The 23,219-nt window shown below is 52.5% G+C and carries 23 protein-coding genes and 1 pseudogene; 8 read left to right on the forward strand and 16 right to left on the reverse strand.

Features of this window, described 5'->3' with window-relative positions; genetic code table 11:
- Positions 1-37: 37 nt before the first annotated feature.
- The 10 genes from CUN67_RS26875 to CUN67_RS26920 all read right to left on the reverse strand — a co-directional run bounded on the left by CUN67_RS26875 (position 38) and on the right by CUN67_RS26920 (position 10,838).
- A complete protein-coding gene (locus CUN67_RS26875) occupies positions 38-901 on the reverse strand; it encodes a LysR substrate-binding domain-containing protein (protein WP_208718511.1) in 864 nt (287 codons plus the stop codon).
- A gap of 582 nt (positions 902-1,483) precedes the next feature.
- On the reverse strand, positions 1,484-1,828 hold the full coding sequence (locus CUN67_RS26880; RefSeq protein ID WP_208718512.1) for a helix-turn-helix domain-containing protein: 345 nt from the start codon (positions 1,826-1,828) through the stop codon (positions 1,484-1,486).
- Positions 1,818-2,210: a type II toxin-antitoxin system RelE/ParE family toxin gene (locus CUN67_RS26885; protein ID WP_208718513.1), complete on the reverse strand. Its 393-nt coding sequence runs from the start codon at positions 2,208-2,210 to the stop codon at positions 1,818-1,820. Before CUN67_RS26885 ends, CUN67_RS26880 begins: the two co-directional genes overlap by 11 nt.
- 165 nt (positions 2,211-2,375) lie before the next feature.
- A complete protein-coding gene (locus CUN67_RS26890) occupies positions 2,376-3,668 on the reverse strand; it encodes an NtaA/DmoA family FMN-dependent monooxygenase (RefSeq protein ID WP_208718514.1) in 1,293 nt (430 codons plus the stop codon).
- 139 nt (positions 3,669-3,807) lie between these two features.
- Positions 3,808-5,145, reverse strand: coding sequence for an LLM class flavin-dependent oxidoreductase (locus tag CUN67_RS26895; protein WP_208718515.1), 1,338 nt, complete (start codon positions 5,143-5,145; stop codon positions 3,808-3,810).
- 50 nt (positions 5,146-5,195) lie between these two features.
- Entirely contained in the window at positions 5,196-6,812 is a 1,617-nt protein-coding gene (locus tag CUN67_RS26900; protein ID WP_208718516.1) for a dipeptide ABC transporter ATP-binding protein, read from the reverse strand.
- Positions 6,809-7,642: an ABC transporter permease gene (locus CUN67_RS26905; protein ID WP_208718517.1), complete on the reverse strand. Its 834-nt coding sequence runs from the start codon at positions 7,640-7,642 to the stop codon at positions 6,809-6,811. The genes CUN67_RS26900 and CUN67_RS26905 overlap by 4 nt, the downstream gene beginning before the upstream one ends.
- Positions 7,642-8,631 carry an ABC transporter permease gene (locus CUN67_RS26910; RefSeq protein ID WP_208718518.1) on the reverse strand — a complete coding sequence of 330 codons (990 nt, stop codon included), beginning with the start codon at positions 8,629-8,631 and terminating at the stop codon, positions 7,642-7,644. Before CUN67_RS26910 ends, CUN67_RS26905 begins: the two co-directional genes overlap by 1 nt.
- A 14-nt stretch (positions 8,632-8,645) precedes the next feature.
- Complete coding sequence (locus CUN67_RS26915) at positions 8,646-10,262, reverse strand: ABC transporter substrate-binding protein (protein WP_208718519.1); 1,617 nt, start codon at positions 10,260-10,262, stop codon at positions 8,646-8,648.
- Positions 10,263-10,292: 30 nt separating this feature from the next.
- Complete coding sequence (locus CUN67_RS26920; protein WP_208718520.1) at positions 10,293-10,838, reverse strand: GNAT family N-acetyltransferase; 546 nt, start codon at positions 10,836-10,838, stop codon at positions 10,293-10,295.
- A 245-nt stretch (positions 10,839-11,083) separates the two neighbouring features.
- Here CUN67_RS26920 and CUN67_RS26925 point away from each other — a divergent pair, with 245 nt between their 5' ends.
- Both CUN67_RS26925 and CUN67_RS26930 read left to right on the forward strand, forming a co-directional pair.
- Complete coding sequence (locus tag CUN67_RS26925; RefSeq protein WP_208718521.1) at positions 11,084-11,488, forward strand: nuclear transport factor 2 family protein; 405 nt, start codon at positions 11,084-11,086, stop codon at positions 11,486-11,488.
- A 37-nt stretch (positions 11,489-11,525) separates the two neighbouring features.
- Positions 11,526-12,254 (forward strand): metallophosphoesterase, encoded by a 729-nt coding sequence (locus CUN67_RS26930; RefSeq protein ID WP_208718522.1) that lies wholly within the window; start codon positions 11,526-11,528, stop codon positions 12,252-12,254.
- A 72-nt stretch (positions 12,255-12,326) separates the two neighbouring features.
- Here the strand turns inward: CUN67_RS26930 and CUN67_RS26935 are convergent, their stop codons facing one another.
- The 5 genes and pseudogenes from CUN67_RS26935 to CUN67_RS26955 form a co-directional block, all read right to left on the reverse strand.
- Positions 12,327-12,614 carry a hypothetical protein gene (locus CUN67_RS26935; RefSeq protein ID WP_208718523.1) on the reverse strand — a complete coding sequence of 96 codons (288 nt, stop codon included), beginning with the start codon at positions 12,612-12,614 and terminating at the stop codon, positions 12,327-12,329.
- Entirely contained in the window at positions 12,580-12,849 is a 270-nt protein-coding gene (locus tag CUN67_RS26940; RefSeq protein WP_208718524.1) for a tlde1 domain-containing protein, read from the reverse strand. The genes CUN67_RS26935 and CUN67_RS26940 overlap by 35 nt, the downstream gene beginning before the upstream one ends.
- Before the next feature lie 95 nt (positions 12,850-12,944).
- Positions 12,945-13,247 carry a DUF1493 family protein gene (locus CUN67_RS26945; protein ID WP_208718525.1) on the reverse strand — a complete coding sequence of 101 codons (303 nt, stop codon included), beginning with the start codon at positions 13,245-13,247 and terminating at the stop codon, positions 12,945-12,947.
- A pseudogene (locus CUN67_RS26950) lies at positions 13,241-13,698 on the reverse strand (STM2901 family protein). Before CUN67_RS26950 ends, CUN67_RS26945 begins: the two are co-directional and overlap by 7 nt.
- Before the next feature lie 157 nt (positions 13,699-13,855).
- On the reverse strand, positions 13,856-14,251 hold the full coding sequence (locus tag CUN67_RS26955; RefSeq protein WP_208718526.1) for a VOC family protein: 396 nt from the start codon (positions 14,249-14,251) through the stop codon (positions 13,856-13,858).
- A 181-nt stretch (positions 14,252-14,432) separates the two neighbouring features.
- On the opposite strand from CUN67_RS26955, the gene CUN67_RS26960 reads away from it, so the two are divergent.
- A complete protein-coding gene (locus tag CUN67_RS26960) occupies positions 14,433-15,218 on the forward strand; it encodes a transporter substrate-binding domain-containing protein (RefSeq protein ID WP_439332302.1) in 786 nt (261 codons plus the stop codon).
- Positions 15,219-15,223: 5 nt separating this feature from the next.
- Here CUN67_RS26960 and CUN67_RS26965 read toward each other — a convergent pair whose 3' ends face one another.
- Positions 15,224-16,618, reverse strand: coding sequence for an MmgE/PrpD family protein (locus tag CUN67_RS26965; RefSeq protein WP_208718528.1), 1,395 nt, complete (start codon positions 16,616-16,618; stop codon positions 15,224-15,226).
- A 140-nt stretch (positions 16,619-16,758) separates the two neighbouring features.
- On the opposite strand from CUN67_RS26965, the gene CUN67_RS26970 reads away from it, so the two are divergent.
- From CUN67_RS26970 to CUN67_RS26990, 5 genes are all read left to right on the forward strand, one after another.
- On the forward strand, positions 16,759-17,430 hold the full coding sequence (locus CUN67_RS26970; protein ID WP_208718529.1) for an amino acid ABC transporter permease: 672 nt from the start codon (positions 16,759-16,761) through the stop codon (positions 17,428-17,430).
- Positions 17,431-17,442: 12 nt separating this feature from the next.
- Positions 17,443-18,108, forward strand: a complete 666-nt coding sequence (locus CUN67_RS26975) for an amino acid ABC transporter permease (protein ID WP_208718530.1) — start codon at positions 17,443-17,445, stop codon at positions 18,106-18,108.
- A gap of 13 nt (positions 18,109-18,121) precedes the next feature.
- Entirely contained in the window at positions 18,122-18,901 is a 780-nt protein-coding gene (locus tag CUN67_RS26980; RefSeq protein ID WP_302882498.1) for an amino acid ABC transporter ATP-binding protein, read from the forward strand.
- Between the two features lie 15 nt (positions 18,902-18,916).
- Positions 18,917-19,825 carry an aminotransferase class IV gene (locus tag CUN67_RS26985; protein WP_208718531.1) on the forward strand — a complete coding sequence of 303 codons (909 nt, stop codon included), beginning with the start codon at positions 18,917-18,919 and terminating at the stop codon, positions 19,823-19,825.
- Between the two features lie 1,960 nt (positions 19,826-21,785).
- Positions 21,786-22,805, forward strand: coding sequence for a RepB family plasmid replication initiator protein (locus CUN67_RS26990; protein WP_208718532.1), 1,020 nt, complete (start codon positions 21,786-21,788; stop codon positions 22,803-22,805).
- Positions 22,806-23,219 lie beyond the last annotated feature (414 nt).

Here is a 23,219-nt window from a genome sequence, read left to right on the forward strand (position 1 = left end):
GAACCCTAATAGGTTTTTCACTCTCTCTAATACAAGTTCAGGTGTTTCTGAAGCCACTCGCCACTAACTCAAACGCCTGCTTAACCAGCGTCTGACTGGTGCCGGGGCGGATCCACAGATAAAACTGTGTATCCGGCAGGCGTGGTAAGCCATCGCTTTCACCCAGCACACGCATATCGCTGTCGAGCAATTCAATACTGCGCGCCGTCACCCCCAGCCGGGCTTTCACTGCGGCCTTGATACCCAGCAAATTGGAGGTGGTGTAAGCCGGAGACCAGCGCACCTGCGCCGCATCCAGCGCTTCAATCGCTACCCGGCGAAAGATGCTGGGATAATCGGCAAGGATCAGCGGCAGAGGGGAATGCGGGCGATGCTGATACTGCGCGGAACAGATCCACACGGTAGGAGAGGTTCGCAGCAACACACCTTCCAGCTGTGGGTCGAAACGGGTTGATATGGTCATATCCACTTCTCCCCGGTGCAGCGCTTCCATCAGGAAGGGGCTGCGGCCAACGTCCAGCTCAATATTCAGTGACGGTGCCCAGCGGGCGATCTGGCTGAGGAGTGGCGGCAGCAGGGTATCTGCGACATCATGAGGTGAACCAATTCTGAGCACGCCGGAGAAACGGCTGTCTTTCAGCGAACGCAATGCATCGTCGTTCAACAACAACAGATCGCGTGCATAGCTCAGCAGTTGCTGACCATGCTGCGTCAGTCGTTTGGTCCGGCCTTCTTTTTCGAACAACGCCGTTCCCACCAGGGTTTCGAGTCGTTGCATCTGCTGACTCACCGCGCCCTGGGTACGGCCTAAACGGATCCCTGCTTTGCTGAAAGTATGTGAGTCGGCCACCGCGATAAAAGTGCGCAACAGCTCGATATCAAGATTTTCTGCGTCCGACATAACGTCCCTTATGGTTGCCAATTGCGGCCTGATATTTAGTCAGCCTCATGGTATACCGTGCTGAAATTAGATGCGCCGTTGATTAATGCAACAGTGGCCTCCAGCAGGGAATTTAGTCGATATCTGTGAAATGGTGCCAGGGCATGACGAAAGACATTCTGACATACCCGACGGGCAGGCATAGAGGTGATCTCACTAAATTGATTGCACAATCAGTAGATCACAAAACGCTATGCCTGTTTTTTATTACCCGCCCATTGCCAGAGATCCCTCAGCGCTTGGGCAGATTTGTGATTATTCGCAGAATTTAGCGCGAGCTTTTAGCTCTGATATCGGCGCTCCGTTGTGATGGCGTTGATTGCCACACATCCAACAAGAACACAGACAAGGCGTGTGATACGTCAAACCGTGACCGCCAATTGCATTGTTATAGCGGTTACGTTTTACTTTTAAGCGCCGCTCATGATGCTTGCGGAAAGCGCGATTTCGTTGATTCATTACAGAACACCCTATTTAACGAGGCGGCGTGATGCCGCCTGCTTATGTGTTCCGAGTAGACGTTAACTCTCAAAGCGGCTCTGATTAATGCTTAGAAGCGAACAGTTCAGGCCCGTTATCGCGCAAGAGCTGCAACATGCGCAATACTGGCTTGCTCGGCTTGATCTCACCACGTTCCCATTTAGAAACGCTGTCTACAGTCATTCCGAACGAGTAAGCAACAAGCGACTGAGACATTCCCCAGCGCGTGCGAGCCTCTTTGATTTCTTCTGCTGTCATCTGCTTAACAGCTTCAATGCGATCACGCATTTCACGGGCTCTTGCCCGTGTTTCTGCTGCTGCTAATTCCTGGTCAGTTGCAAGCCCTAACGCATGTAGCTCTTTCATATCTTCGAGCATTTCACTGAGTGAAGCTGGTTTAGTTTTCATTGCATGTCACCTCTCTTACTATTCCGGCATCAACCAACTTTTTGATAGCTGTTGCATCTGAGCGGAGATAAATTTTAGCCTGTTCATGAAAGCCTTCTAACTGGTCGTCTTCGATTTCCTTTACGCCCTTCTTAGTGCCATCCTTTGCCCATCCATCGAAATAAAACAGGTTTGAACCTTGTTTGAAAAAGATGATTGAACGAGCGCCACCGCTTTTACCTTCGTTCAAAGCTAAGCGCTTTTTAATGACGCCACCGCCTAAATCCCCCTCAAACACACCGTTCATCACTTCACTTGCTGCAATACAAAGTTGCGCATCGTTAAGGCTGGTTTTCTTGAATGCCTTATCAAAGCGCTTATGAACATAAAGATTAAAGCTCATAAATCGCCCTTTCCATAGTCGTGATTATTATAGTAATGGTTACTATGTCTTGCAAGCATCAAGGAAGGCAGTCTGTATCAGCGAGTTCTGCTGTTTTTCTAAAGCAACTACCCGGCTTAATAAGGGAACCGAACGTCCGATGCGGGTCAACGTCAGTGATGCGCACTACCGCAACGGGGCCAGCTCCAGACTGCTGCGGAAATCGCTGCCCTGATAATCCGTATCCAGCAACCGGCGTCGTCGCAGTTCCGGCAGCAGGCCATTCAGCAACAAATCCTGCTGATCAGGTTGTCCCAGCCCATGGAGTGAGATCACATCCAGCACGCCAGCCTGATAACGTTGTTCAATAGCATCCGCCAGAGTTTCGGGGGTGCCAGCAACAAACCAGTGACCGGTTTCTTCAGCTTTAATGATCAGCTCGCGCAGCGTCAGCCCTTCCAGCGCATACTGGCGGAAAATGGCCGCGCGCCCCTGCCGACGGTGGACCTGCGTCACTTCCGGGATCAGCGCCACAGGGAGCGGGCGATCCAGCGGCAAATCGCGCAGGTCCACCTCGCCCCCCAGCATATCCGCCACTCGCAGGCGACCCTGCTGGTAGTTGATGCGTTCATGCTTATCACGCAGGCGGCGCGCCACATCCGCCTCGCTGTCGCCAATAATGGCGTGGAATGAATTCATGATCAGCGGTGGATTGTGTTCCCGACCAAAGCGCCGTGCACGCTGCTGCACATCCGCCACAAACGCCTGGGCGGCGTCAAAGGTCGGTTGAGAAGTGTAAATCACCTCGGCATAACGTGCGCCCAGCGTCACCCCGGCTTCTGATTGTCCGGCCTGAAACTGCACCGGACGGCGCTGCGGTGAAGGCGGTACGTTAAGTGGCCCGGCGACCTGAAAATAGTCGCCACGATAATGAATCGGATGCAGCCTGGCGGGATCGATACGTATCCCTCCGCTGGCGGTGCGCTGCACCGCCTCACGTTCGTTCGCATCATACAACGCATTCATCACTTCGATAAATTCGGTGGCGCGCGCATAGCGCTCCTGCGGCAGCGGCAGCTGGCTTTCACCAAAGTTCTCCTCACCCACCGATGACGTCACCGCATTCCAGCCGGCACGTCCGCCACTGACATGATCGAGCGTACCGACCTGGCGTGCCAGATTATAGGGATGCAGCCAGCTGGTGCTGACCGTGGCAATCAAACCAATCTGCGATGTCGTCTGACTCAGCGCCGCCAGCGCAATCAGCGGGTCCTGGCTGCCGGTATTACCTGCCAGCCCGGCAGGATCGGCCTGTAAAAGATCGGCAGTGAACAGACCGGTGATTTTTTCGCGTTCCGCGAGTTTCGCCAGTTCGATGGCTCGGGCAATGCCGATCCCCGGCTGGCTGTCATTGCCCGCCGAAATCACGCTGGTGGCCCCCACCAGCGTTTTCAGTTTTCTGCGATAAGGTTGTGGCACGGTTTTCTCCTCAGGGGCGTGCGAAATCGGCTTTCACTTTTTGTAAGGCATCGGCATCGGTTAGCAAGCGCAGTCCGGTACGCGTCACCGTGAACCCCTCGCCTCCAGCGCCTGTTGTTGTGCGGTGATATTCGTCATCTCAGGCCACCTGCTGACGACGGCGTTGTGAAAACTGGTTTTCCGGCACCGCCAGCCCGAGGTTTTCGCGCAGCGTCTCGCCCTCATATTCGCTGCGATAAAGTCCGCGTTGTTGCAGCAGCGGGATCACCTGATCGACAAAATCATCAAATGCGCCAGGGGTACCGCCACGAACGATAAAACCATCCGCTGCGCCCGCGAGGAACCACTGGGCTAAGCCGTCTGCCACCTGCTGCGCGGTACCGAGGAAACCGGGCCGGGGCGTGGCTTCTTCCAGCGCGACCTGGCGCAAGGTCAACCCACGGTCGCGAGCATGGCGTTTAATGGACTCCGTGGTACTGCGGAAGCTGTTTGCGCCAAGGTCGCCGATGTCCGGGAAAGGCGCATCCAGCGGATATTGGCTGAAATCGTGATGCTCGAAGTAACGGCCAAGATATTCCAGCGCTTTATCAATGCTCACCAATTCTGCGGTCTGCTGATAGCGGCGCTCCGCCTCCTCTTCGGTATCCCCGACAATCACGCTGATACCCTGAAAAACCCGAATATCATCAGCATTGCGTCCCTGGGCCACCAGGCGACGACGCACATCCTCACGAAATTCACGCGCCTGTTCCAGTGTATCCTGACGCGTATAGATGGCGTCAGCCGCTTCTGCGGCAAAGGTTTTACCTGCTTCCGAAGCGCCCGCCTGAAACACCACCGGCCGCCCCTGCGGTGAGCGACCCACGTTGAGGGGGCCCTGCACTGAGAAATACTTGCCCTGGTGATTGAGGGTATGCAGTTTGTCAGGATCGAAAAACTGCCCGCTGTCTTTGTCACGCACAAAGGCATCTTCTTCCCACGAATCCCACAACCCCTTCACTACCTGCAAATACTCGCTGGCAACGCGATAACGTTCGTCATGCTCAGGATGGGTGGCGCGGGAGAAGTTCTTCGCCGATCCTTCCAGCGGCGACGTCACCACGTTCCAGCCAACGCGCCCGCCACTCAGATGGTCAAGGCTGGCGAACTGGCGCGCCACGGTAAAAGGTTCGCTGTAGGAGGTGGAGAGTGTCGCCACCAGGCCAATGTGTTTTGTTACCAGCGCTAGCGCCGATAGCAGGGTGATGGGTTCGAAACGGTTGAGAAAATGCGGGATCGACTGAGGCGTGATGTACAGGCCATCGGCGACGAACAGAAAATCAATTTTCGCCTGCTCAGCCTTTCGCGCCAGCTCCAGCACGTAGTCCACGTTGATGCTGGCATCAGCCACCGCATCCGGATGACGCCATGCCGACATGTTGCCGGAAGCCCCCTGAATAATGGCACCCAGCCGCAGCTGGCGTTGTGTCTGACTCATGTCCTTCTCCTGAATGTGGCATTTTAAAACCCGCGCGATACAGCGCGCCGCTACAGCATCACTGTCGTGGGCTGCCAGTCGGGAAGCACCGGCAGCGCCTGTAAAAGTTTTTGTGTCCAGGGATGTTGGGGCGCGGTGAAGACCTGCCGCAATTCCCCGCTCTCCACCACCTGGCCGTTCTGCATCACCAGTACACGGTCGGCCAGATGCTGGATCACCCCAAGATCGTGAGAAATAAACAGCAGCGCCGTGCCGTGTTCGGCCTGCATATCGGCCAGCAGATCCAGCACCTGTGCCTGCACGGAGACGTCAAGCGCGCTGACCGGCTCATCCGCCACCAGCAGCGCCGGGTTCGGGGCAAAAGCGCGGGCAATCGCCACACGCTGGCGTTGACCACCAGAGAGTTGCTGCGGATAACGTTGCAGAAAACGATCGCCCAGTTGCACTTCGTCCAGCAACTGGCGCACCCGTTGACGGCGCGCATCACCAAAGATGCCCACGCTGTCGAGGCTTTCGCCGATAATTTTTTCCACGGTGTAACGCGGGTCGAAAGAGCTGAAGGGATCCTGCGCAATCAGCTGCAGGCGGGCGCGTCGGGCGCGGCGTGCTTTCTCATTAAGGCCCTGCCAGCGACTGCCTTCCAGCAGCAGCGTGCCGCTGTCGGGTTCGGTCAGGCCCATCACCACCTTCACCAGCGAGGTTTTGCCGGAACCGGACTCCCCCACCACGCCAAGGGTTTCCCCGGCGTGCAGGCTGAAATTGATGTTATGCAGCACCTGACGCTCGCCGTAGGCCTTATTCAGGCCAATAGCCTCCAGCAGCGGTACAGCACCGGGTGCCGGACGCGGCGGCAGCGGTGTCGGCTCGGCTGCACTGAGGCGTAAGCCGCGCGTGGCGGGTGTCGGCACCGCACGCAGCAAACGCTGTGTCCAGGCATGCCGGGGGCGCTGGAGTAACGCTCCGCTGTGGCCCTGCTCCACCACCTTACCATCGCGCATCACCAGCACCCGGTCCGCCAGTTCAGCAACCACCGCCAGATCGTGGCTGATCAGCAACAGGCCATGCCCCTCGCGCCGCCGTTGTGCCAGCAATTGCAGGATTTGCCGCTGCACCGTCATGTCCAGCGCCGTGGTGGGTTCATCCGCAATCAGCAGCGCCGGGCTACCCGCCAGGGCGGTGGCAATCAGGGCGCGCTGACGCTGCCCACCGGAGAGCTGGTGGGGATAGCGTACGAGTCGGCTTTCCGCGTCCGCTATCCCTGCCGCGCACAGCAGCTCAAGGCTTTTTTCCTGCAGGCTGGCATCACCGCGATAGCCCGATGCACGCAGTGCATCCGCCAGCTGCTGACCGATGCGCCGCAGCGGATCGAGTGAAACCAGCGCATCCTGCAACACGTAACCGATACGGCGTCCGCGTAGCGCGCGCCAGTCGCGACGGCTGGCGTTGCGCATGTCGCGTCCATCGATAACAAAACGATCGGCACTGACAACCGCATCATCCGGAAGTAATCCCAGCAGGCTGCGGGCGGTCAGGGTTTTGCCTGAGCCGGATTCCCCCACCAGCGCCACCGATTCGCCCGGCCAAACCTGTAAATTCAGATTCCTGACTACCCGCTGATCACCAAAGCGTATCGAGAGGTTCTGGATATCAATCACCGGCTGCGTCATAACGTTCTCCCTTCAAAACGCGCCTGCCAGTAGCGCCCTACCGTATTCACCGCAATCACCGTCAGGGTGATAAAGACCCCCGGCCAGACGGCAATCCACCAGGCGTTGCGCAGATAGTTACGCCCTTCTGCCAGCATCAATCCCCATTCAGCCGTCGGCGGCTGTGGCCCCATGCCCAGGAAGCTCAGTCCCGCAGTGCCAATGATCGCTGTGCCAAGACCCAGCGTCGCCAGCGCAGGCACCTGCGCCATCGCATGCGGCAGAATATGACGCCCGATCAGCGTAAAGCGCGACAGGCCAAAGGTGCGGGCCTGTTCCACGTAGCCGGAGGTCATGACAGTGTAAGTCTGGGCGCGTACCACGCGGGCAAAACGCGGTACCGAAGCCACGCCGAGAGCGATGATCAGGTTATTGGTGCCTGGACCGGTGAAAGCGATCAGCATCAACGCCAGCAGCAGATCGGGAAATGCCGAGATAACGTCAACCGCGCGGCTCAGCAGCTCATCCACCACCCCGCGTGCCAGTGCTGCGGTCAGGCCAAGTAAGGTGCCGAAGATCACCGCTACCGCCATCGCCGCGACGCTGATCAACAGCGAATAACGGCTGCCGTAAATCACCCGGGTCAGCAGATCACGCCCCAGCTGATCGGTGCCAAGCCAGTGCTGCGCCGATGGCGCCAGCTGTGCGTTAACCGGATCGGCCAGCAGCGGATCGCTGTGCGTCAGCCAGTGCGGAGCCACCACCGCCAGCGCGACCAGCAGCAGAAAGAACAATGCGCTCCACACCGATACGGGCAGCGCAAGAGAAAATCGTTGCAGGATGGCTTGCATTATTTGCCCTCCCCACGCAGGCGCGGATCGATCCACAACGCCAGAATGTCCACCAGCGTGCTCATCACCACGTAAATCAGCGCCGAAAGGACGGCAACCGCCAGCACCACTGGCAGATCTTTCGCCAGCACCGCATCCACCGTCAGCTTACCGAGGCCGGGACGACCAAAAACCTGTTCGGTGATCACCGCCCCGCTGAGTAATCCGCCCACCAGCCAGCCGGTTAACGTCACCGCAGGCAGTGCGGCGTGGCGTAACGCATGACGCAGACGAATGGTGGTTTCCCCCACGCCCCATGCCCTTAGCGTCAGGGTAAAGGGGGATTCCAGTGCACGTTCCAGTTCACGCCGCAGAACCTGGGCAATCACCGCCCCCTGGGCCAGTCCGAGGGATAAGGCCGGCAGCACCAGCGAAGAAAGATGGCGATCCCCCGCCACCGGGAACCAGCGCAGCGTAAAACTGAAGATGAACAACAACACAATGCCCATCCAGAATGACGGCGTGGAAGCCAGCAGCAACTCCAGGCCATTCGCGATCCGGCGGCCCCAGCGGCGTTGTGCCGTCGCTACCGCCATCACCACGGCAAACACAACACTGACCAGCAACGCCGCCAGGGTGAGTTTCAGGGTGGGCCACAGCTGGGTGGCCAGCAGCCGACTCACCTCGGTGTTGAGAATGTAGGAACGTCCGAAGTCGCCGTGCAGCACGCGCCACAGATAGTGCAGGTACTGCCACCACAGCGGGTGGTTCAGCCCCCACTCGGCGCGAATTGCCGCCTCTATCGCCGCAGTGCGCTCCTGCTCCCCAATCAGCAGGCTGACGATATCGCCAGGCGCCAGATGCACACCGAGGAACGCCAGGGTGACGGCGGCCCATAACACCAGCACGCCACCCAGCAGGCGTCCGGTGATACGACGCGCCAGTTCGCTACGCCATACCGATGGCCGCGGCGCTCGCGGGTGACGGGTTACGATGCTCTCCAGACTCATCCTCGCCTCCGAAATTAGTGTTCGCTCAGCCACACGTCATAGACGTTTTCAGGCATTTGCTTAAAACTGCGGAAACCGACACCGTGCACATAGCTTGCCGCCGCAATCTGGTCTTCCGGTTCGTACAGAGGCACCGCCAGCGCCTGCTGTGGCAGAGCAAACTGTTGCAACTGGCTGTAGAATTTACGCCGCTGATTAAGATCCAGCGTGGCGGCCGCCTGATCGAGCCAGCCGTTGATGTCCGGGCTGTTGACGCGGCTGTAGTTGATCGGGCCACCTGCCTTCACCGGGCGATAGTGGTTTTCGATATCAATGCCATCAGTTTCGGTATTGGAGTTAGCGATCGAGCCAAATTTGCCGGTGTTGCGCACATCAACGTAGGTACCGGAATCGACATAACGCAGCTTCAGATCCACACCAAGCCGCTGACGCGCCTGGGCCTGAATCGCCTGTAGCAGTACATCGCGCTGGTCACGTACCGTCGCCTGCGCCTGAATCACCTCAATGCTCAGGCGCTGACCCGCTTTGGTACGAAAGCCATCAGCATCACGCGTCTGCCAGCCCGCCTCATCCAGCAACTTGTTTGCGGCAGCCGGGTTATTGCCATACTTCCCTTCCAGATCGTTGTTGTAGAGCGGATCGATAGGTGACGTGATGCCCCAGGCACGGGTACGCTCGCCGCGATAGACCGATTTGAGGATCGGGTCGATGTCCAGCCCCTGCAACAACGCCTGTCGCACCTTCACATCCTGGGTCGGGCCGTATTCCACGTTAAGGAATAGCGAATAGGGTGTGCCGGTATTCAGCGCATGCTGGTAGGTAAAGTCGCTGTTGTCTTTGAACTCTCCCGCGTCATTACCGGAGATACCTTCAATCACATCCACCTGCCCTGACAACAACGCGCCGGTCCGCACCGAAGATTCCGGCAAAAAGCGATAGGTGACACGATCAAGATACGCCGGTCCCTGATGATGCGCCGTGGCGGGTGCCCAGTGGTAATGGGGGTTTTTCACGAAGGTCACCTGCTGCCCTTTTTCGTAACTTTCGAGAATAAAGGGGCCGGTACCGGCAATGTCTTTGCCGCCAGACTTGAGCTGCGAAGAGTGCCAGCTGGCCGGGGCGAGGATCTGCAATTTGGCGGCGAAGGCCAGGAACGGTGAGTAGCCTTGTTTCAGGGTGATCGCCACCGTATGGTCGTCCGGCGTGGTGATACTTTCGATGCGGGCACCCACTGCACACAGGCTACTGCCCGCGCAATAGGCTGCATCCTGCAGATGGCGGAAATTCTCTGCGACCGCATTGGCATCCAGCTTTTCACCATTGGAGAAAGTGACGTCACGACGCAGGCTGAAGCGATAGTTTTTCCCGTCCGGGCTGGCTTCATAGCTTTCCGCCAGCCAGGGGACAAAGCTGCCATCATTGCGACGCGCCAGCAGCGATTCCCAGACGTTACGCAGCACCACTTCCGCTTTTGACTGGCCATTAAGCTGCGGGTTAAACGGAACGGGTTCCGTTTCGACGCCCCAGGTCAGGCTGCCGCCGCTGCGCGGTTGTTCGGCGGCAAAGGTATGGCATGCGCTTCCCAGCAGGCAGGTCAGACCCAGCGCGAGAGTCAGTGAATTCGCTTTCATATTATCCTTGATGGTTGCAGGTGTTATTTTTTAATGGCCTGAATCAGGCAGTGCGTACTCTTTTTTGGGGGCGGTTGTTGCATTGGCGGTCAATTCCTTTTTCAGAAAAACCAACGCTTCCCCTAATTGATTGGTGCGATGATAAAAAGGGTGATAGCCACGACGCAGATACAGATCGCTCAGCCAGGGGTGTTTCGTTGCAGTAGCCAGATAAACACCCGGCGCTTTCAGGGTGTCTTTCAGCAGGGTTTCTTCTGCCCAGCTGATAATTTCCCGCCCATATCCCTGACCTTTAAAATCCGGGTCAACGGCAAACCAGTGAATAAAAGGTAAGGATGAGGGTGCGTTGTCATCCTGCTGCCAGGGAAAACGCACCGTTACCGTCGCCACAGCGCGTTTCCATTTGCGCAGCACCAGCACGGTTTCCTGCTCGATGGTACGCCGTACCTGCTCAACCGAGCCTCGTGAAATGGTAAAATGCACATCCAAAGCGACCAGCGAAGCATAAGCGCGCTGGAGTAAAGCAAAGATTTCTTCTGCATCATCGGGCTTTGCTACCTGGATGGACTGGCTCATTATTTCCGCTCTCTGTATAAATCACCGGGAAATTATTAAAACCCGCCCATTCAAAGTAAAATGAGATTAATAGCAATCGTTTTGTTAAATACAGGAATCAATCTCACAGGCCTGTCCATTACAAACATAATGAATAAGATAATGCAGCCGGAGAATAACAAACCGCTGGTGGAAATAATTGACTGAGGCCATTGGTTCAGACTAGAAATAGGTATATTTTTTTACCACAGAAAAGGATGTGCCTGATGTCATCTCAACAACCTGCTGATGTTATTAATGAATTTTTCCACCGCACTGCGTCTGCTGCGGATGTCGCTGCTATCGCAGAACTGGTCAGCGAAGACGTTGACTGGTTTGTGGCGGGCGATATCGCCACCGTTCCCTGGATTGGACGTAAACATGGCAAAGCGGGGGCAGCTGAATTTTCACGTCAGATTCGTGAGCAAATCACTTCTGAACACTTTGAAATCAGTGAGATACTGGCTCAGGGCAACAGAGTTCTGGTACCAGGAAAACTGGCTTCCCGTGTGAACAAAACCGGCAAACTGATCGAGACGGAGTTTGTGTTTGATTTTGTGGTAAATGACGGCTTGATCACCCGTTTCCGTCTGTTTGAAGACAGTTTTGCAGTGTCCGAGGCTTGCCGCTAAGGTGTAGGTTTGCAGCCTGAATCATGATGAGGCAGACATGCTGATAGCGCAGGTTTCGGACATCCACGCTTCTCCTGATAATGACAACCTATCCCGATTTGATCGTGCGCTGGCCTGGCTGGCACATCTCAACCCGGACATTCTGGTGCTGACCGGTGACCTGATTGATGAACAGTGGTATGAAGGTTATCGGTTGATTGCCGACCGTCTGCAGCAGCAAACGTATCCCTCATTACTGCTGCCCGGCAACGCCGACGACCGCCAACAGATGCGTGCAGTCTGGGGAAAACATCGCTGGGCGGAGGATGCGTCAGGCGATGCTCTGCACTTTGCGCACCAGTTCGGTGAACTTTGCCTTATTGGGCTGGATTCAACCCTGGAGAACGAAACATCAGGCGATGTATCCAGACATCTTGCCTGGCTGGAGAAACAATTCAGCGATGCTCCATCACTGTTATTCCTGCATCATCACGTCTTTGCATCCGGTATCCCCACGCTGGATAAGACGATGTGCCAGGGCGCACGGAAGTTGGAAGAGCTGGTCAGGCGCGTTCCTCACCACCTGCTGGCGATTTCCAGCGGGCATGTCCACCGCCCCATAGCAGGGATGTTTGCGGGCATACCGGCCTATATCTGTGGGTCAGTGTGCCCGGCTAATCCGGTCTGGTTTGGGAAAGAAAATATCCCCCCAGCTGACGATCCACCGGCATTGATGGTCCACCGGTTTACCGGCAATGCCGTTACCAGTTATCATGTTTCTGTTTGAGCGCAATTACCGGGTGGCATAGCTATTCATGAAAAACAAAACCCGCGAAAGCGGGTCTTGTATGTTCGGATATTAGTGCTGGCTCATCCGTTCAGGTATTCGCTTAATGAACTTACGAAACAACCTAATCAGCACATTATAAGCCACCACGCTGGACAGTAACGAAAGCATTACATCAGTAAAGAACCAAAGGTCATCGTAGTTTTCCTGGTTAGCACTACCATGAAACCAGGTTGAAAATTTATTTGCTGTATCAAGACTGATAAACTGTGAAGCATCGATCAATCGAGCAAACAGGCAGAACAGTGCCATGAATAAAACTGTTTTAACGCTTCGTCGGACAAGTTTCACCATATCCATATTCTTTTACCTCAATAAACCCACGTGCTTTCAGGTTCCTTGTACAGGGTACATCAGTCAGCGGTGTGTGGAGCAGTCGATTGCGAATCATTGCAAAATCTGAATTACGTTCCAGAGTAATGCAACCCTGCGAAATCATGCCCGGATGCAGGCGAAAATTTCCTCGTTGAATGCCATTGATCCACCGGCTTATCGACATTAGCCTATTAGATATCACGCTTCGTTTAAGCAGCATGATGTTTTATTGCTTCGGTTTAGTTATCGTGGGTCACAATCGCTACTCATCTTTTTGAGTTTAGAAAATATGCCCCGAAGGAATATCGCTCGCCTTTACTTTTTACCCAGCCAACGTCCAGCCTTTGCTGAATCTATCAATAACTGAATAGTCAGTCGGTCATGTTTTTCACTAAAGTCTTCGGGAAAGTATTGGCTGAAGTCAATTTCTGAAGCTTCGATGTTGAACCGCTCAACATACTTCTCAAGTAATTCATAAGCATCTAGCGGGTCCATGCGGAAATCTTCGTTCAGGTCAGTATCGTGTTTAAGCGGATAACGTTTTAAGGTAAATAGCCTCCGCCCGTTGTATTCTTCTACCAAATCAAACACTGCTTTTTCAATATCCTGCGTCACCATATTAGATCATCCTTGCCAACGATTCGGTTATAACGCACCATTGCCTCATAGCTGATTTGGGCAATATCCACAGCCAGCACCGCCCAGCCGACCACCGGGATAGTCCGTCCCACAAATGTAGCAAGTCTGGATGTCATAACTCGTTTTACTTCAAAAGGACTTGCTGGGTTTTGTATCCATGTTGGTAGCCGGAAAGGCAACATAATATCCTTCAGAAGTTTGCGGGAGTACTTTGAAGCATAACTTGTACCTGGAGTAGCATTACCAAGCTTTCCTCGAACCGAAATTGTGTTCTGTCCACTGTAGATAGCGGCAGCAGCTAAAACATCCTTAGTACCGGTGAAGTGCTCAGCGGTCACATCAACCATAATCCAAAAAAAAGCTCCCCCGCATTAAGATTAGAGAGTCCACCGTAAAAATACGTCCCGTTCAGTTGCTCTGTAGTATCCATCACAATTTCCCTTTGCCATATTCTCGAATTGCCCCTCAACGCACAGGCATCGGTGTGTTGCATGCTCAACAGCGTGTACCTGGGTCCGCTGCCCTGCTGAGAATTACCGGGTTTTGCTAATACTGTCATTGTGCATAAAAAATATCGATGAACAGGTTCACACTTCCCCCCACTTCATATTCTGGATAACTACTCTGTATCCATCATGGTCTTCGAAAGTCACTCCCCTTCTCTCCCAGTAGGGGTTAAACGATTCGACCCTGATAAATCCCGCACTCTCCATTTCCGAACAGGCGCTTTCCCAGTCCTCCTTTTCCGGTACATACAGAACCAGCAGGTCTTCAGGTGAGGAAGACGGATTAACCGGATGATGGTGGCACTGCGTGAACTCAAGGTGCCTGGGTAAATCCTCCCGGCCTAACATGCATCCACTGAAGCCGTCATGATCGGTAAATTCGCCGATTTTGTTCAGCCCAAGCCCCTCGCAGTACATTTCGCTACTCCGGCTGAGATCGCTTACCGGCCTGGCAATTCGCATATGCTGAAAGTTCATGACCACCTCTCTGTGTTCACCCTTAATAACTATATGGAATTAGATAATATAAATAACACTATTACAGTTATATAAAACTTCGCTATTTTGACGCCTGAATTGTATTTCACTTTTCCTTCTTTTCTTATCAGGGACCATCAACATGACATTCAAGCTGCATAAAATCATTCTTCCGTTACTTATGGCTGCGACACCTTTTTTTACCCACGCAGAAGAATCAACCTGGGACCATATCAAACAAACGGGTGAACTGCGCATCGGCGTCGCACAGGGCGAACCCTGGTATTTTAAAGATCCAGCAACAGGTCAGTGGAATGGTATTGGCTATAACGTTGGCAAAGTGCTGGCGAAAGATTTAGGGGTAAAGCTGGTACCGGTTGAAACCACCTGGGGCAATGCCGTTGCGGCGTTGCAGGCGGGTCAGATTGATACCATGCTGGTGCTTGACCCTACCGATGAACGCCGTAAAGCCGCAGACTTCTCCGATCAGCCGTTCCTGTGGTATGCCCAGGGGGTACTGATCCGCGATGGCATACCAGCGGCAAACTGGGACGACCTTAATCGCCCCGACATCAAAATTGGTGTAACCCTGGGCAGCAGCCCAGACCTGATCCTGACGAAAAAATTGCCAAAGGCACAGCTGGTACGCTTTACCAATATGGATGAAGGCGTTGCGGCATTTTATGCAGGCCGGGTTGATGCGCTTTCTTACGTCCATCCGGCACTGGCATTGCAGCAGGCCAAAGTGCACAAAGGCAACCTGATCCTGCCGAAGCCTATCATCGCCATCAGTACCGGCGGTGCTTTACGCAAAGAAAGCGACCCGCGTTTCCGTAATTTCCTCAATGAAGAGTTCGTCAAAATTTATAAATCCGGCCAGAGCAAGCAATTCTATGAGGAAGCGCTCAAATTGCGTGGTGTTGATGTCAGTAAGGTTCCGTCCGTGATTAAGGAAGAGTGGAAATAATCGCGTCAATCCAGTATCGGGGCGAGAAGCGCCCCGATATCCTCACATCGTTCCAGGTCGAGTAACCGATCAGCTATCCCTTCCGCTTTCTCTGTCGGCATCCGTAATGACAAGTTGGCGATAAACTTATCAATGATGTTGTTTTCAGAAAGTGGATTCTCCTGCGTACCCGCAGGGTAATCAATGGTGTCACCCACCATCACAACATTTCCTGAGACCACTTCGACACGCGCCGATGGACGTCGATATTGCTGCATCAACTGATCGAAATGCGCTTCGGCCAGCACCTCCACCTTATCGGCCAAGGCCAGCAACGTGGCAGAGGTTCGCACCTCTTCACTGCTCCATTGATGGCGTGGAATATTGAATGCCAGACAGGCAATCGCCAGAGGCAGGCTGAATTGCGCGTCTGTGCCACTCTCAGGCCGGGTATCCGTAAAAAAGTCAGCCAGCAGCTTACTGCCATATACCCGCACCTGCTGGATTTGTTCAGGAGAAGCGATATCTTTCAGCACACCCTCAAACGATTCCAGCGTGGTATGCATCCAGCGGCACGTCGGGTAAGCCTTAAAGCTGGCATGTTGGAGCTGCCAGTCTGCCCCCAGGTTATCCGTGAGGATTTCGGGTTTGAATCGATCTGAACCCATCATGCGCCAGAACCCCTGCTCCCCTGCCAGCACATCACGTGGCCCAATAATGCCAGCCAGATGCATTTCAACGGCACGCACCCCCGCTTCTGCGGCTGGCGCGTTATAGTCTTTAAAAGAAATAAGAGGACGTTGCTGCCAGTTATATTTGTGCAACGACGGAAGCGGGGTGAGCGAAGCTGCCAGGCCCAGACAGTTTTCCAGTGCCCATGCATCACAGCCACGCAACAGACCGAATGCGATAGCTGCCCCGAGTGATTGATGCTGACAAACACCGTACACCTCGCGGAAGCGTTCCGGAGTAGGTTGCTGCGAAAGAATCACCCGCCCATTAATCTCCCAGGCTGCAACCAGTGCCGTCAGCAATGCCTTACCCCGGATGGGTTCTGCACCTATCGCTGCCAGCGCCCCGGCGACCAGTGTCGCCCCTGGATGCCCCATCCCCCGCCCCGCCACTTCGAAACCATCATCGTAATCCAGCGCATTGATCGCGGCAGCATTGAGGAATGCCGCACCACTTGAAGAGAGCGGACTGCCACCATCCAGCGTAATACTTTTACCCGGCGCATATTGCGATCGTGCCAGTTTAGCGCTCATCTGCAATACCTGGTCGTTACGTGCTGCCACCCCACACCCCAGGCTATCCATGAAATGCAGGATGATTTTCCGTTTCCAACGGTCAGGGATGGCGTCTGGCGTCAGCTGACAGGCAAAGCGGGCCAGTTCGAGTGTCAGAGAGTTAGGGTGGGTCATAGTTGTCCTGATCAAATTTATATATCAAAAAGAGATAATAGCGTCATTTTATATTATTTATTTATCACATTTTCGTACTGATAAGATTATGCCGTTCTAACGCACTGAAATTGAATTGAGTATTTTAGGGGTTCTGTCGTATGTCATATCAGTGGGATTTTGCCGCCATCTGGCCATACCGGATGTTATTGCTTGAGGGGCTTTGGGGGACAATTCAGATCGGTGTGACCAGCATCGTTTTTGGGATGCTCGCGGGGATGGTGCTGGCGATAATGAAAAATTCACCGCTTCGCCTGGCACGTATTCCGGCCATCATGATCATCGGTTTTTATCGTAATACCCCTGCCATCGTCCATTTTTTCTGGATCTACTACGCATTACCGGTGGTATCTCCGCTCACCCTCTCCCCTTTTGCTGCGGCAGTGCTGGCACTGTCAGCCCAGTCGGCAGCGTTTTATGCCGAAGTCTACCGCGGCGGTATCCAGTCCATTAGCGCGGGGCAATGGGAAGGGGCTAAAGCACTTGGAATGCCACGGGCCACGGCGTTACGTCGCATCATTTTGCCGCAGGCATTGCGCCGGATGATCCCGCCGTTCCTTGAACGTTCTTTCGAATTACTGAAATCCACAGCGCTGGCTTCTTCGCTGGCTTACAGCGAATTGCTGTATCAGGCGATGCAGGTTAACAGCCAGACCTATCGCCCACTGGAAGTTTATACCCTGATTGCCGTGATGTACTTCACCCTGCTGCTGATCATCAGCCAATGCAGCCAGGTGATTGAAAAACGTCTCGCAGTTTCTGATGCGCGCTGATGAGGTAATAAGATGAACTATCAATGGGACTTTTCGTTAATCGTCCAGAACTTCCCGGTGTTACTGAAAGGATTAGGGGTGACACTGGAACTTTGGCTTCTGGCAGGCATCAGCGGCACCGTTATCGGTCTGCTGCTGGGGATTGCCCGTACCAGTCAGCAACGCTGGGTTACAGCCCTCACTCGGGGTTTCGTGGAAGTCTTTCGTAATACTCCGGTACTGATTCAACTTATCTGGTTTTACTACGCCTTCCCGGTGCTGGTGGGCATTCAGTTCTCAACCTTCGGCGCTGCACTTCTCGCCCTGACGTTATATACCGCCGCCTATAGTACGGAGATTTTTCGTGCGGGATTGCAGTCCATGGAGCGTGGGCAGTGGGAGGGTGCAAAGGCGCTGGGCATGTCCCAGGCAAAAGCGTTGAGACGCATCATCCTGCCACAGGTCTTTCGTCGTATGTTACCTGCCCTGACCAACCGCATGATTGAACTCGCGAAAGTAACGTCGCTGGCATCAATTCTGACAGTCAACGAACTGATGTATCAGGGACGACTGTTGAGCAGCACCTATTACCGTCCGGTGGAAATTTTAACTGTGGTTGCCCTGCTCTACTTTGTCCTGATATGGCCCGGCAGTTACCTGGCCTCACGCCTTGAACGCCGCTATCGCCCCCTGCCTTAAGGAAAGAAAATTCATGTCCGATAAACAACCCGTGATGCGCATCCGTGGACTAAAAAAGCAGTTCGGTGACCAGGTCGTTTTAAAAGGAATTGATTTAGATATTCACCCGGGAGAGAAAATCGCCATTATCGGTGGCAGCGGTTCCGGTAAAAGCACCCTGCTGCGCTGCCTCAATTTTATGGAGACGCCCAGCGCTGGCACAATCGAACTTGATGGTGTGGTGCTGGGTTCTACCGGGAAGAACAATCAGCGTATCTACAGCGAAAAACAGCTGTGCGATGTGCGTGAGCGCATCGGCATGGTGTTCCAGCAGTTCAACCTTTTCCCGCATCTGACCGTGCTGGACAACGTCTGTGAAGCATTAGTTTCGGTAAAAAAAATGCGCCGGGTGGAAGCCACAAAGATCGCCCAGCAGCAGCTGGAAAAGGTCGGCCTTAGTCATAAGCAGCAGGCCTGGCCTGGCAGTCTTTCTGGTGGTCAGCAGCAGCGCGTTGCCATCGCCAGAGCGTTAGCCATGAAACCGGAAATTATGCTGTTTGATGAACCCACCTCATCCCTCGATCCTGAACTGGTGGGTGAAGTGCTGCATACCATTCGTGAACTGGCTGATGAAGGCCGCACCCTGTTGCTGGTGACACATGAACTTGGCTTTGCCTGGCACTTTGCAGACCGGGTGATTTTTATTGAGAACGGCGTGATTCATGAAATGGGTACGCCGGATGAGGTTCTGAAACATCCACGTCAACCACGTACCCGTGAATTTCTCTCCCGCTTTACCGAACGGGCATTTTAAGCAAAAGGAAGCGATATGAACGCCAATAAAAGCAGCCAGGCATATTTGTATGATCCCCGGAACGATAATGTTCAGGTTTATGTAAATGGTGATTTTGTTCATCGGGACAATGCCACTGTATCTGTCTTTGATTCTGGATACGTTTGTGGCGATGGTATCTGGGAAGGTTTGCGTCTGGTAAACGGCAAACTGATTGCTCTCCAGCGTCATCTTGACCGCCTCTTTACCGGAGCCGCCGCCATTCAGCTAGACATCGGCCATACCCGTGAGGAAATCGCGGCGATCATGAACAAAACGCTGGAGGTTAATGATATGACAGACGGCGCGCATCTGCGTCTGATGATCACCCGAGGCAGAAAGCGAACTCCCAATCAGGATCCCCGTTTTATTATCGGTGGGTCCACCGTGGTTTGTGTGGCTGAATATAAAGTCGTGGATGATGATGCTAAAAGGCGTGGTCTGACGTTGTTCACTTCCAGCTATCGTACCAGCACACCCGATGTTTTTGACCTTCGACTGAATTCTCACAGCCGTCTGAACCTGATTCAGGCGTTACTCCAGGCACTTGACGCCGGTGCTGATGAAGCATTAATGCTTGACCCTCACGGCTTTGTCGCCAGTTGCAATTCCACCAATTTTTTTATTGTGCGTAACCGGGAGGTGTGGACGTCAAATGGCCTGTACTGCTTCAACGGCATTACCCGCCAGACGCTTCTTGAACTGGCCCGGCAAAACGGACTGGCTGTTTATGAAAAACCTTTCACGCTGGCAGAGGCGCTAACCGCAGATGAGGTATTTGTTACTGGCACACTGGCAGGAATCACTCCGGTAAGAAAACTTGATGGCCGGACGTTTGATATCAGCCTTAACCCGGTTACTACAAAGCTTGCGCAGTGGTATCAAAACTATCTCAACAGCATCTAATCAATTTATAGCAGCGTTCCTGCGTTATCTGGTTGGCAATCAGTGGATATACGCAGGGTTGCTGCCTTTTTACCAGTGATTGGTGGGGATTGACTGTCAAAAGATGGTGGCATCAATAGCGCATTCGTCGAATGCCTCGTATGAAGGGAAGGGAGGTTAACTGATGTGCAGGCTTTAAATGCTTCTAATCATGGAGGAGATGGAAGACTTTGGATAGCATTCTCTCAAATCACCCCGGGAATTTCATATTGAAATAATTTAAAAAAGTCGTTATTAAACAATGCATTGAACTATTTTTCTTGCCGGGTTTCATCGGTGGTTTTTGTGAAATCCCTTCCTCCATTTCATCATCCCGCGAATCCCATATCCGCCTCAACAATCAAGCTTAACTGAGTATGGGCATTTTTGTGCATTTATCCCTCAATTTCAGGCCGCTTGCTTATACACCTGCAAAAACCTGGCTCAGGCCCCTTCCTCATATGTAATTAAAATGAGAGAGGGTGAATCTGATTCGATACGTTGGCTAACTCGCGATTATGAATCGTGTCAAGGATACCAGTAAAAATAGCGTTTTTCGAAAATCCATCTCATGGACGTTTTTATCGTCAATTGGAGACTGGCTTTTCATTTAAACAGGTGATTTTCATTAGCAGCTGGGTTTATCAAATTTTCTGCGTAACTCAATGGTAATTTAATTTATACTATTCAATAAGTTACGTTAATTACCAGAAAATTGTAAATATGATGACGCTTCTACAGCAATTCTGGCGAATTAACAGGGGTAATCCTCGTTAATTTTCACGTAGCGACGGCTGAATTTCGGCTTGTTGTTACGCAGTTACTGAACCGTTGCCAGAAATATTCTCTACAGGTTACCTGTAAATCAAATCTGGCCATCTCTACAGATAGCAGACAGGATGTTTTGAGCATGGCTCTTTTTTATGAAATCTGAAAATTCCGGTCCAGTAATTATGAACTGGCTGTCAGATTAGATTATTACGATGATTGTAATTCAGGAGCTAAAGAAGGTGAAACGGGAGTGAAGTGCTCATATTGATCAGAGTTGAAACTTCTCCCCGGTTTTATGATGGGGTAGGGAGGTACTTAAATATTGATGGCATCAAAGTCTGTCAACATAACAGAATCATACGTAGAGCTTATCGTGAAATCATTTTCTAAAAAAATTCAGGTTTCGTGAAGCAATGGATTTTGAATTTATGGATATGTCTACTAAATCCCCGAATAGGGAGAAAATGTTCAATTATGATGGTGTTACGATTGAAAAATATACTTTTCGTTTGGGTATTTCAACCTGAAATATCTACAACAAATTAAATATAATCAATATGTTATAATGATTTTAAGGATGGGGAACTTTCTCTTTCCTGACATTCTAATCCCCGATATACCAAACCTTGAATTTGTGCACCTATATGAAAGGGATCATGGAGTGAAAGGATGGAGAGACCATTAGTATTCTTACTGATGTCTTGCCATTCCGTTTGGGCCTGAAAGCTTTCGACTCATTTTCACTGGAAGTGAAATCCTTAGCCAGGCAGAGTGGGTTGCTCAAAGAACCCTGCTACGACATTTTCACATGTGTGAATCCTCCCAATAGCCTGTATGCACTATGCAAGCACCCGCTTAGTTGCTTTATCCTGCTCAGGAACTTATCCACATTATTCACAGGCTGGATCCAATAAAGTGATCTTAATACGATCTTATATCGATCCTATAAAAGCCAAAACGATCCCGGATCGCTGCAGGCCTTGATATGACTGGCTCCAGGATAGTTTAAGGTTATCAGTTATATGCAAAAGGTTTCCAGTCAGATGCAGAAAGTTTCTGTTTATATGCAAAGGGTTATCTGTCGTGTGCTCTTTGATTTCCACTCATATGCTGGTAAGGTTATCGGTCATATGCGGCGGCAAATTTAACTGTTGATAAGCGGATCTTGTTTATGGCTAAGAAAGTCAATGACTTAGACAGTATGACCGACGAGGTGAATAAAAAAACGGGTGAAGTTGTCCACTTAAACCCCTCGTCAACAGCAACGGTGCAGCCTGTCGCACTGATGCGACTGGGACTGTTTGTACCCAATACCGATCATGCAAAAGCTAAAGGCTCCGTCAACACCGTTAAGTCTACTGTTGATGCGACGGAAGATCTTTACCATTTAGAAGTGGTGAAGAGGGAAGGGTACAAAGATATCTCCATCCGCTCAGAGCGACTCGATATGGCAACGGATTTCAGGGTCTGGCTGGGCATCATCCGTTCCATTTACGACAACGGCACGTTTGCAGGTAAGTTAAAGCTGCCATTCACTAAATTCCTGCAGAACTGTGGCTTTGACTCAAAGCGCTCAAACAAGGACATGAAGAAGCGCATTGATGATTCGCTGATGCGCCTGCGTGGTGTCACCATCCAGTTCCGTAATGATACCGGATCTCTCACCACCGGCCTTGTAAACAGCGCCCATTACAATATGGCGAAGAACGAAGTTGAGATCGAGGGTGATCATCGCCTGGCTGACCTCTATCAGATGGATTACAAAGTTTACCTGCGACTCAAAGCTATTGACCATTTGCCCCGTAAAGAGTCCGCACAGGCTCTCTACACGTTTATTGAAAGTCTTCCCAGAAATCCCGCCCCGGTCTCTATGAAACGTCTCAGAGAGCGACTGAGGCTCAAATCGCGTATCGCCTACCAGAACCACATCGTGCGTAAGGCGCTGGAAGAGCTGAAAGAAATTAACTACCTCGAATACACCGAAACCAAGCGAGGCAGGTCAGTTTATTTCAACATCACTAAGCGAAATCCAAACCTGATCCCGGATAAGTCATTGAAGCTCGAAAGATCGAGTAATGATGAGCCGCAGATTGTGGATGAAGCGATGATCTCAAAAATCAGCAAGTTAAAGGATTCCGGCTTCACCGAGGAAGAGATAGCGAAGATCCTCATCAGCCTCGATTCAAACTAATGAGTACTTCACACCACGGGTAATCTCACCTGCATACGACAGGAAACCTTTCTATATTTCCCTGCTCATTCAGTAAGTTATGAATGAGCAGTTTCCTGTTGAACATCCTCCGTTCCCTCTTATCAGGCACGCCAGTCTGGATTTACCGCTCACGGGCACGCATCTCAGCATACGACCGATAACCTTTTACCTTGTTGCACATCTGAAAGCATACGACTGATAACTTTTGAAGATTAATATAGTCTTCAACAGCATACCTGCATACGGCCGATAACCTTTGGTTTATGACGAACGACGGGCGACCGATTTTCTATACTAACTATATGATAAAGTTGTGTTTTTATGTCTATGGGACAACAAGCATAGTCATTCTCAGTCGTACCTCTTTCGGGGATATTGGGCATATGGCAGATA

The organism is Pantoea cypripedii (assembly GCF_011395035.1).
Classification (GTDB): Bacteria; Pseudomonadota; Gammaproteobacteria; order Enterobacterales; family Enterobacteriaceae; genus Pantoea; species Pantoea cypripedii_A.

What these genes read in the sequence shown, in the direction of transcription:
- CUN67_RS26970 (WP_208718529.1), top strand. Translation starts at nt 16,759, where the DNA reads ATGTCATATCAGTGGGATTTTGCCGCCATCTGGCCATACCGGATGTTA.
- CUN67_RS26945 (WP_208718525.1), bottom strand. Translation starts at nt 13,247, where the DNA reads ATGGTGACGCAGGATATTGAAAAAGCAGTGTTTGATTTGGTAGAAGAA.
- CUN67_RS26920 (WP_208718520.1), bottom strand. Translation starts at nt 10,838, where the DNA reads ATGAGCCAGTCCATCCAGGTAGCAAAGCCCGATGATGCAGAAGAAATC.
- CUN67_RS26925 (WP_208718521.1), top strand. Translation starts at nt 11,084, where the DNA reads ATGTCATCTCAACAACCTGCTGATGTTATTAATGAATTTTTCCACCGC.
- CUN67_RS26965 (WP_208718528.1), bottom strand. Translation starts at nt 16,618, where the DNA reads ATGACCCACCCTAACTCTCTGACACTCGAACTGGCCCGCTTTGCCTGT.
- CUN67_RS26895 (WP_208718515.1), bottom strand. Translation starts at nt 5,145, where the DNA reads ATGAGTCAGACACAACGCCAGCTGCGGCTGGGTGCCATTATTCAGGGG.
- CUN67_RS26960 (WP_439332302.1), top strand. Translation starts at nt 14,433, where the DNA reads ATGGCTGCGACACCTTTTTTTACCCACGCAGAAGAATCAACCTGGGAC.
- CUN67_RS26990 (WP_208718532.1), top strand. Translation starts at nt 21,786, where the DNA reads ATGGCTAAGAAAGTCAATGACTTAGACAGTATGACCGACGAGGTGAAT.
- CUN67_RS26875 (WP_208718511.1), bottom strand. Translation starts at nt 901, where the DNA reads ATGTCGGACGCAGAAAATCTTGATATCGAGCTGTTGCGCACTTTTATC.
- CUN67_RS26935 (WP_208718523.1), bottom strand. Translation starts at nt 12,614, where the DNA reads ATGGATATGGTGAAACTTGTCCGACGAAGCGTTAAAACAGTTTTATTC.
- CUN67_RS26985 (WP_208718531.1), top strand. Translation starts at nt 18,917, where the DNA reads ATGAACGCCAATAAAAGCAGCCAGGCATATTTGTATGATCCCCGGAAC.
- CUN67_RS26885 (WP_208718513.1), bottom strand. Translation starts at nt 2,210, where the DNA reads ATGAGCTTTAATCTTTATGTTCATAAGCGCTTTGATAAGGCATTCAAG.
- CUN67_RS26955 (WP_208718526.1), bottom strand. Translation starts at nt 14,251, where the DNA reads ATGAACTTTCAGCATATGCGAATTGCCAGGCCGGTAAGCGATCTCAGC.
- CUN67_RS26975 (WP_208718530.1), top strand. Translation starts at nt 17,443, where the DNA reads ATGAACTATCAATGGGACTTTTCGTTAATCGTCCAGAACTTCCCGGTG.
- CUN67_RS26980 (WP_302882498.1), top strand. Translation starts at nt 18,122, where the DNA reads ATGTCCGATAAACAACCCGTGATGCGCATCCGTGGACTAAAAAAGCAG.
- CUN67_RS26905 (WP_208718517.1), bottom strand. Translation starts at nt 7,642, where the DNA reads ATGCAAGCCATCCTGCAACGATTTTCTCTTGCGCTGCCCGTATCGGTG.
- CUN67_RS26880 (WP_208718512.1), bottom strand. Translation starts at nt 1,828, where the DNA reads ATGAAAACTAAACCAGCTTCACTCAGTGAAATGCTCGAAGATATGAAA.
- CUN67_RS26910 (WP_208718518.1), bottom strand. Translation starts at nt 8,631, where the DNA reads ATGAGTCTGGAGAGCATCGTAACCCGTCACCCGCGAGCGCCGCGGCCA.
- CUN67_RS26915 (WP_208718519.1), bottom strand. Translation starts at nt 10,262, where the DNA reads ATGAAAGCGAATTCACTGACTCTCGCGCTGGGTCTGACCTGCCTGCTG.
- CUN67_RS26940 (WP_208718524.1), bottom strand. Translation starts at nt 12,849, where the DNA reads ATGCTGCTTAAACGAAGCGTGATATCTAATAGGCTAATGTCGATAAGC.
- CUN67_RS26900 (WP_208718516.1), bottom strand. Translation starts at nt 6,812, where the DNA reads ATGACGCAGCCGGTGATTGATATCCAGAACCTCTCGATACGCTTTGGT.
- CUN67_RS26930 (WP_208718522.1), top strand. Translation starts at nt 11,526, where the DNA reads ATGCTGATAGCGCAGGTTTCGGACATCCACGCTTCTCCTGATAATGAC.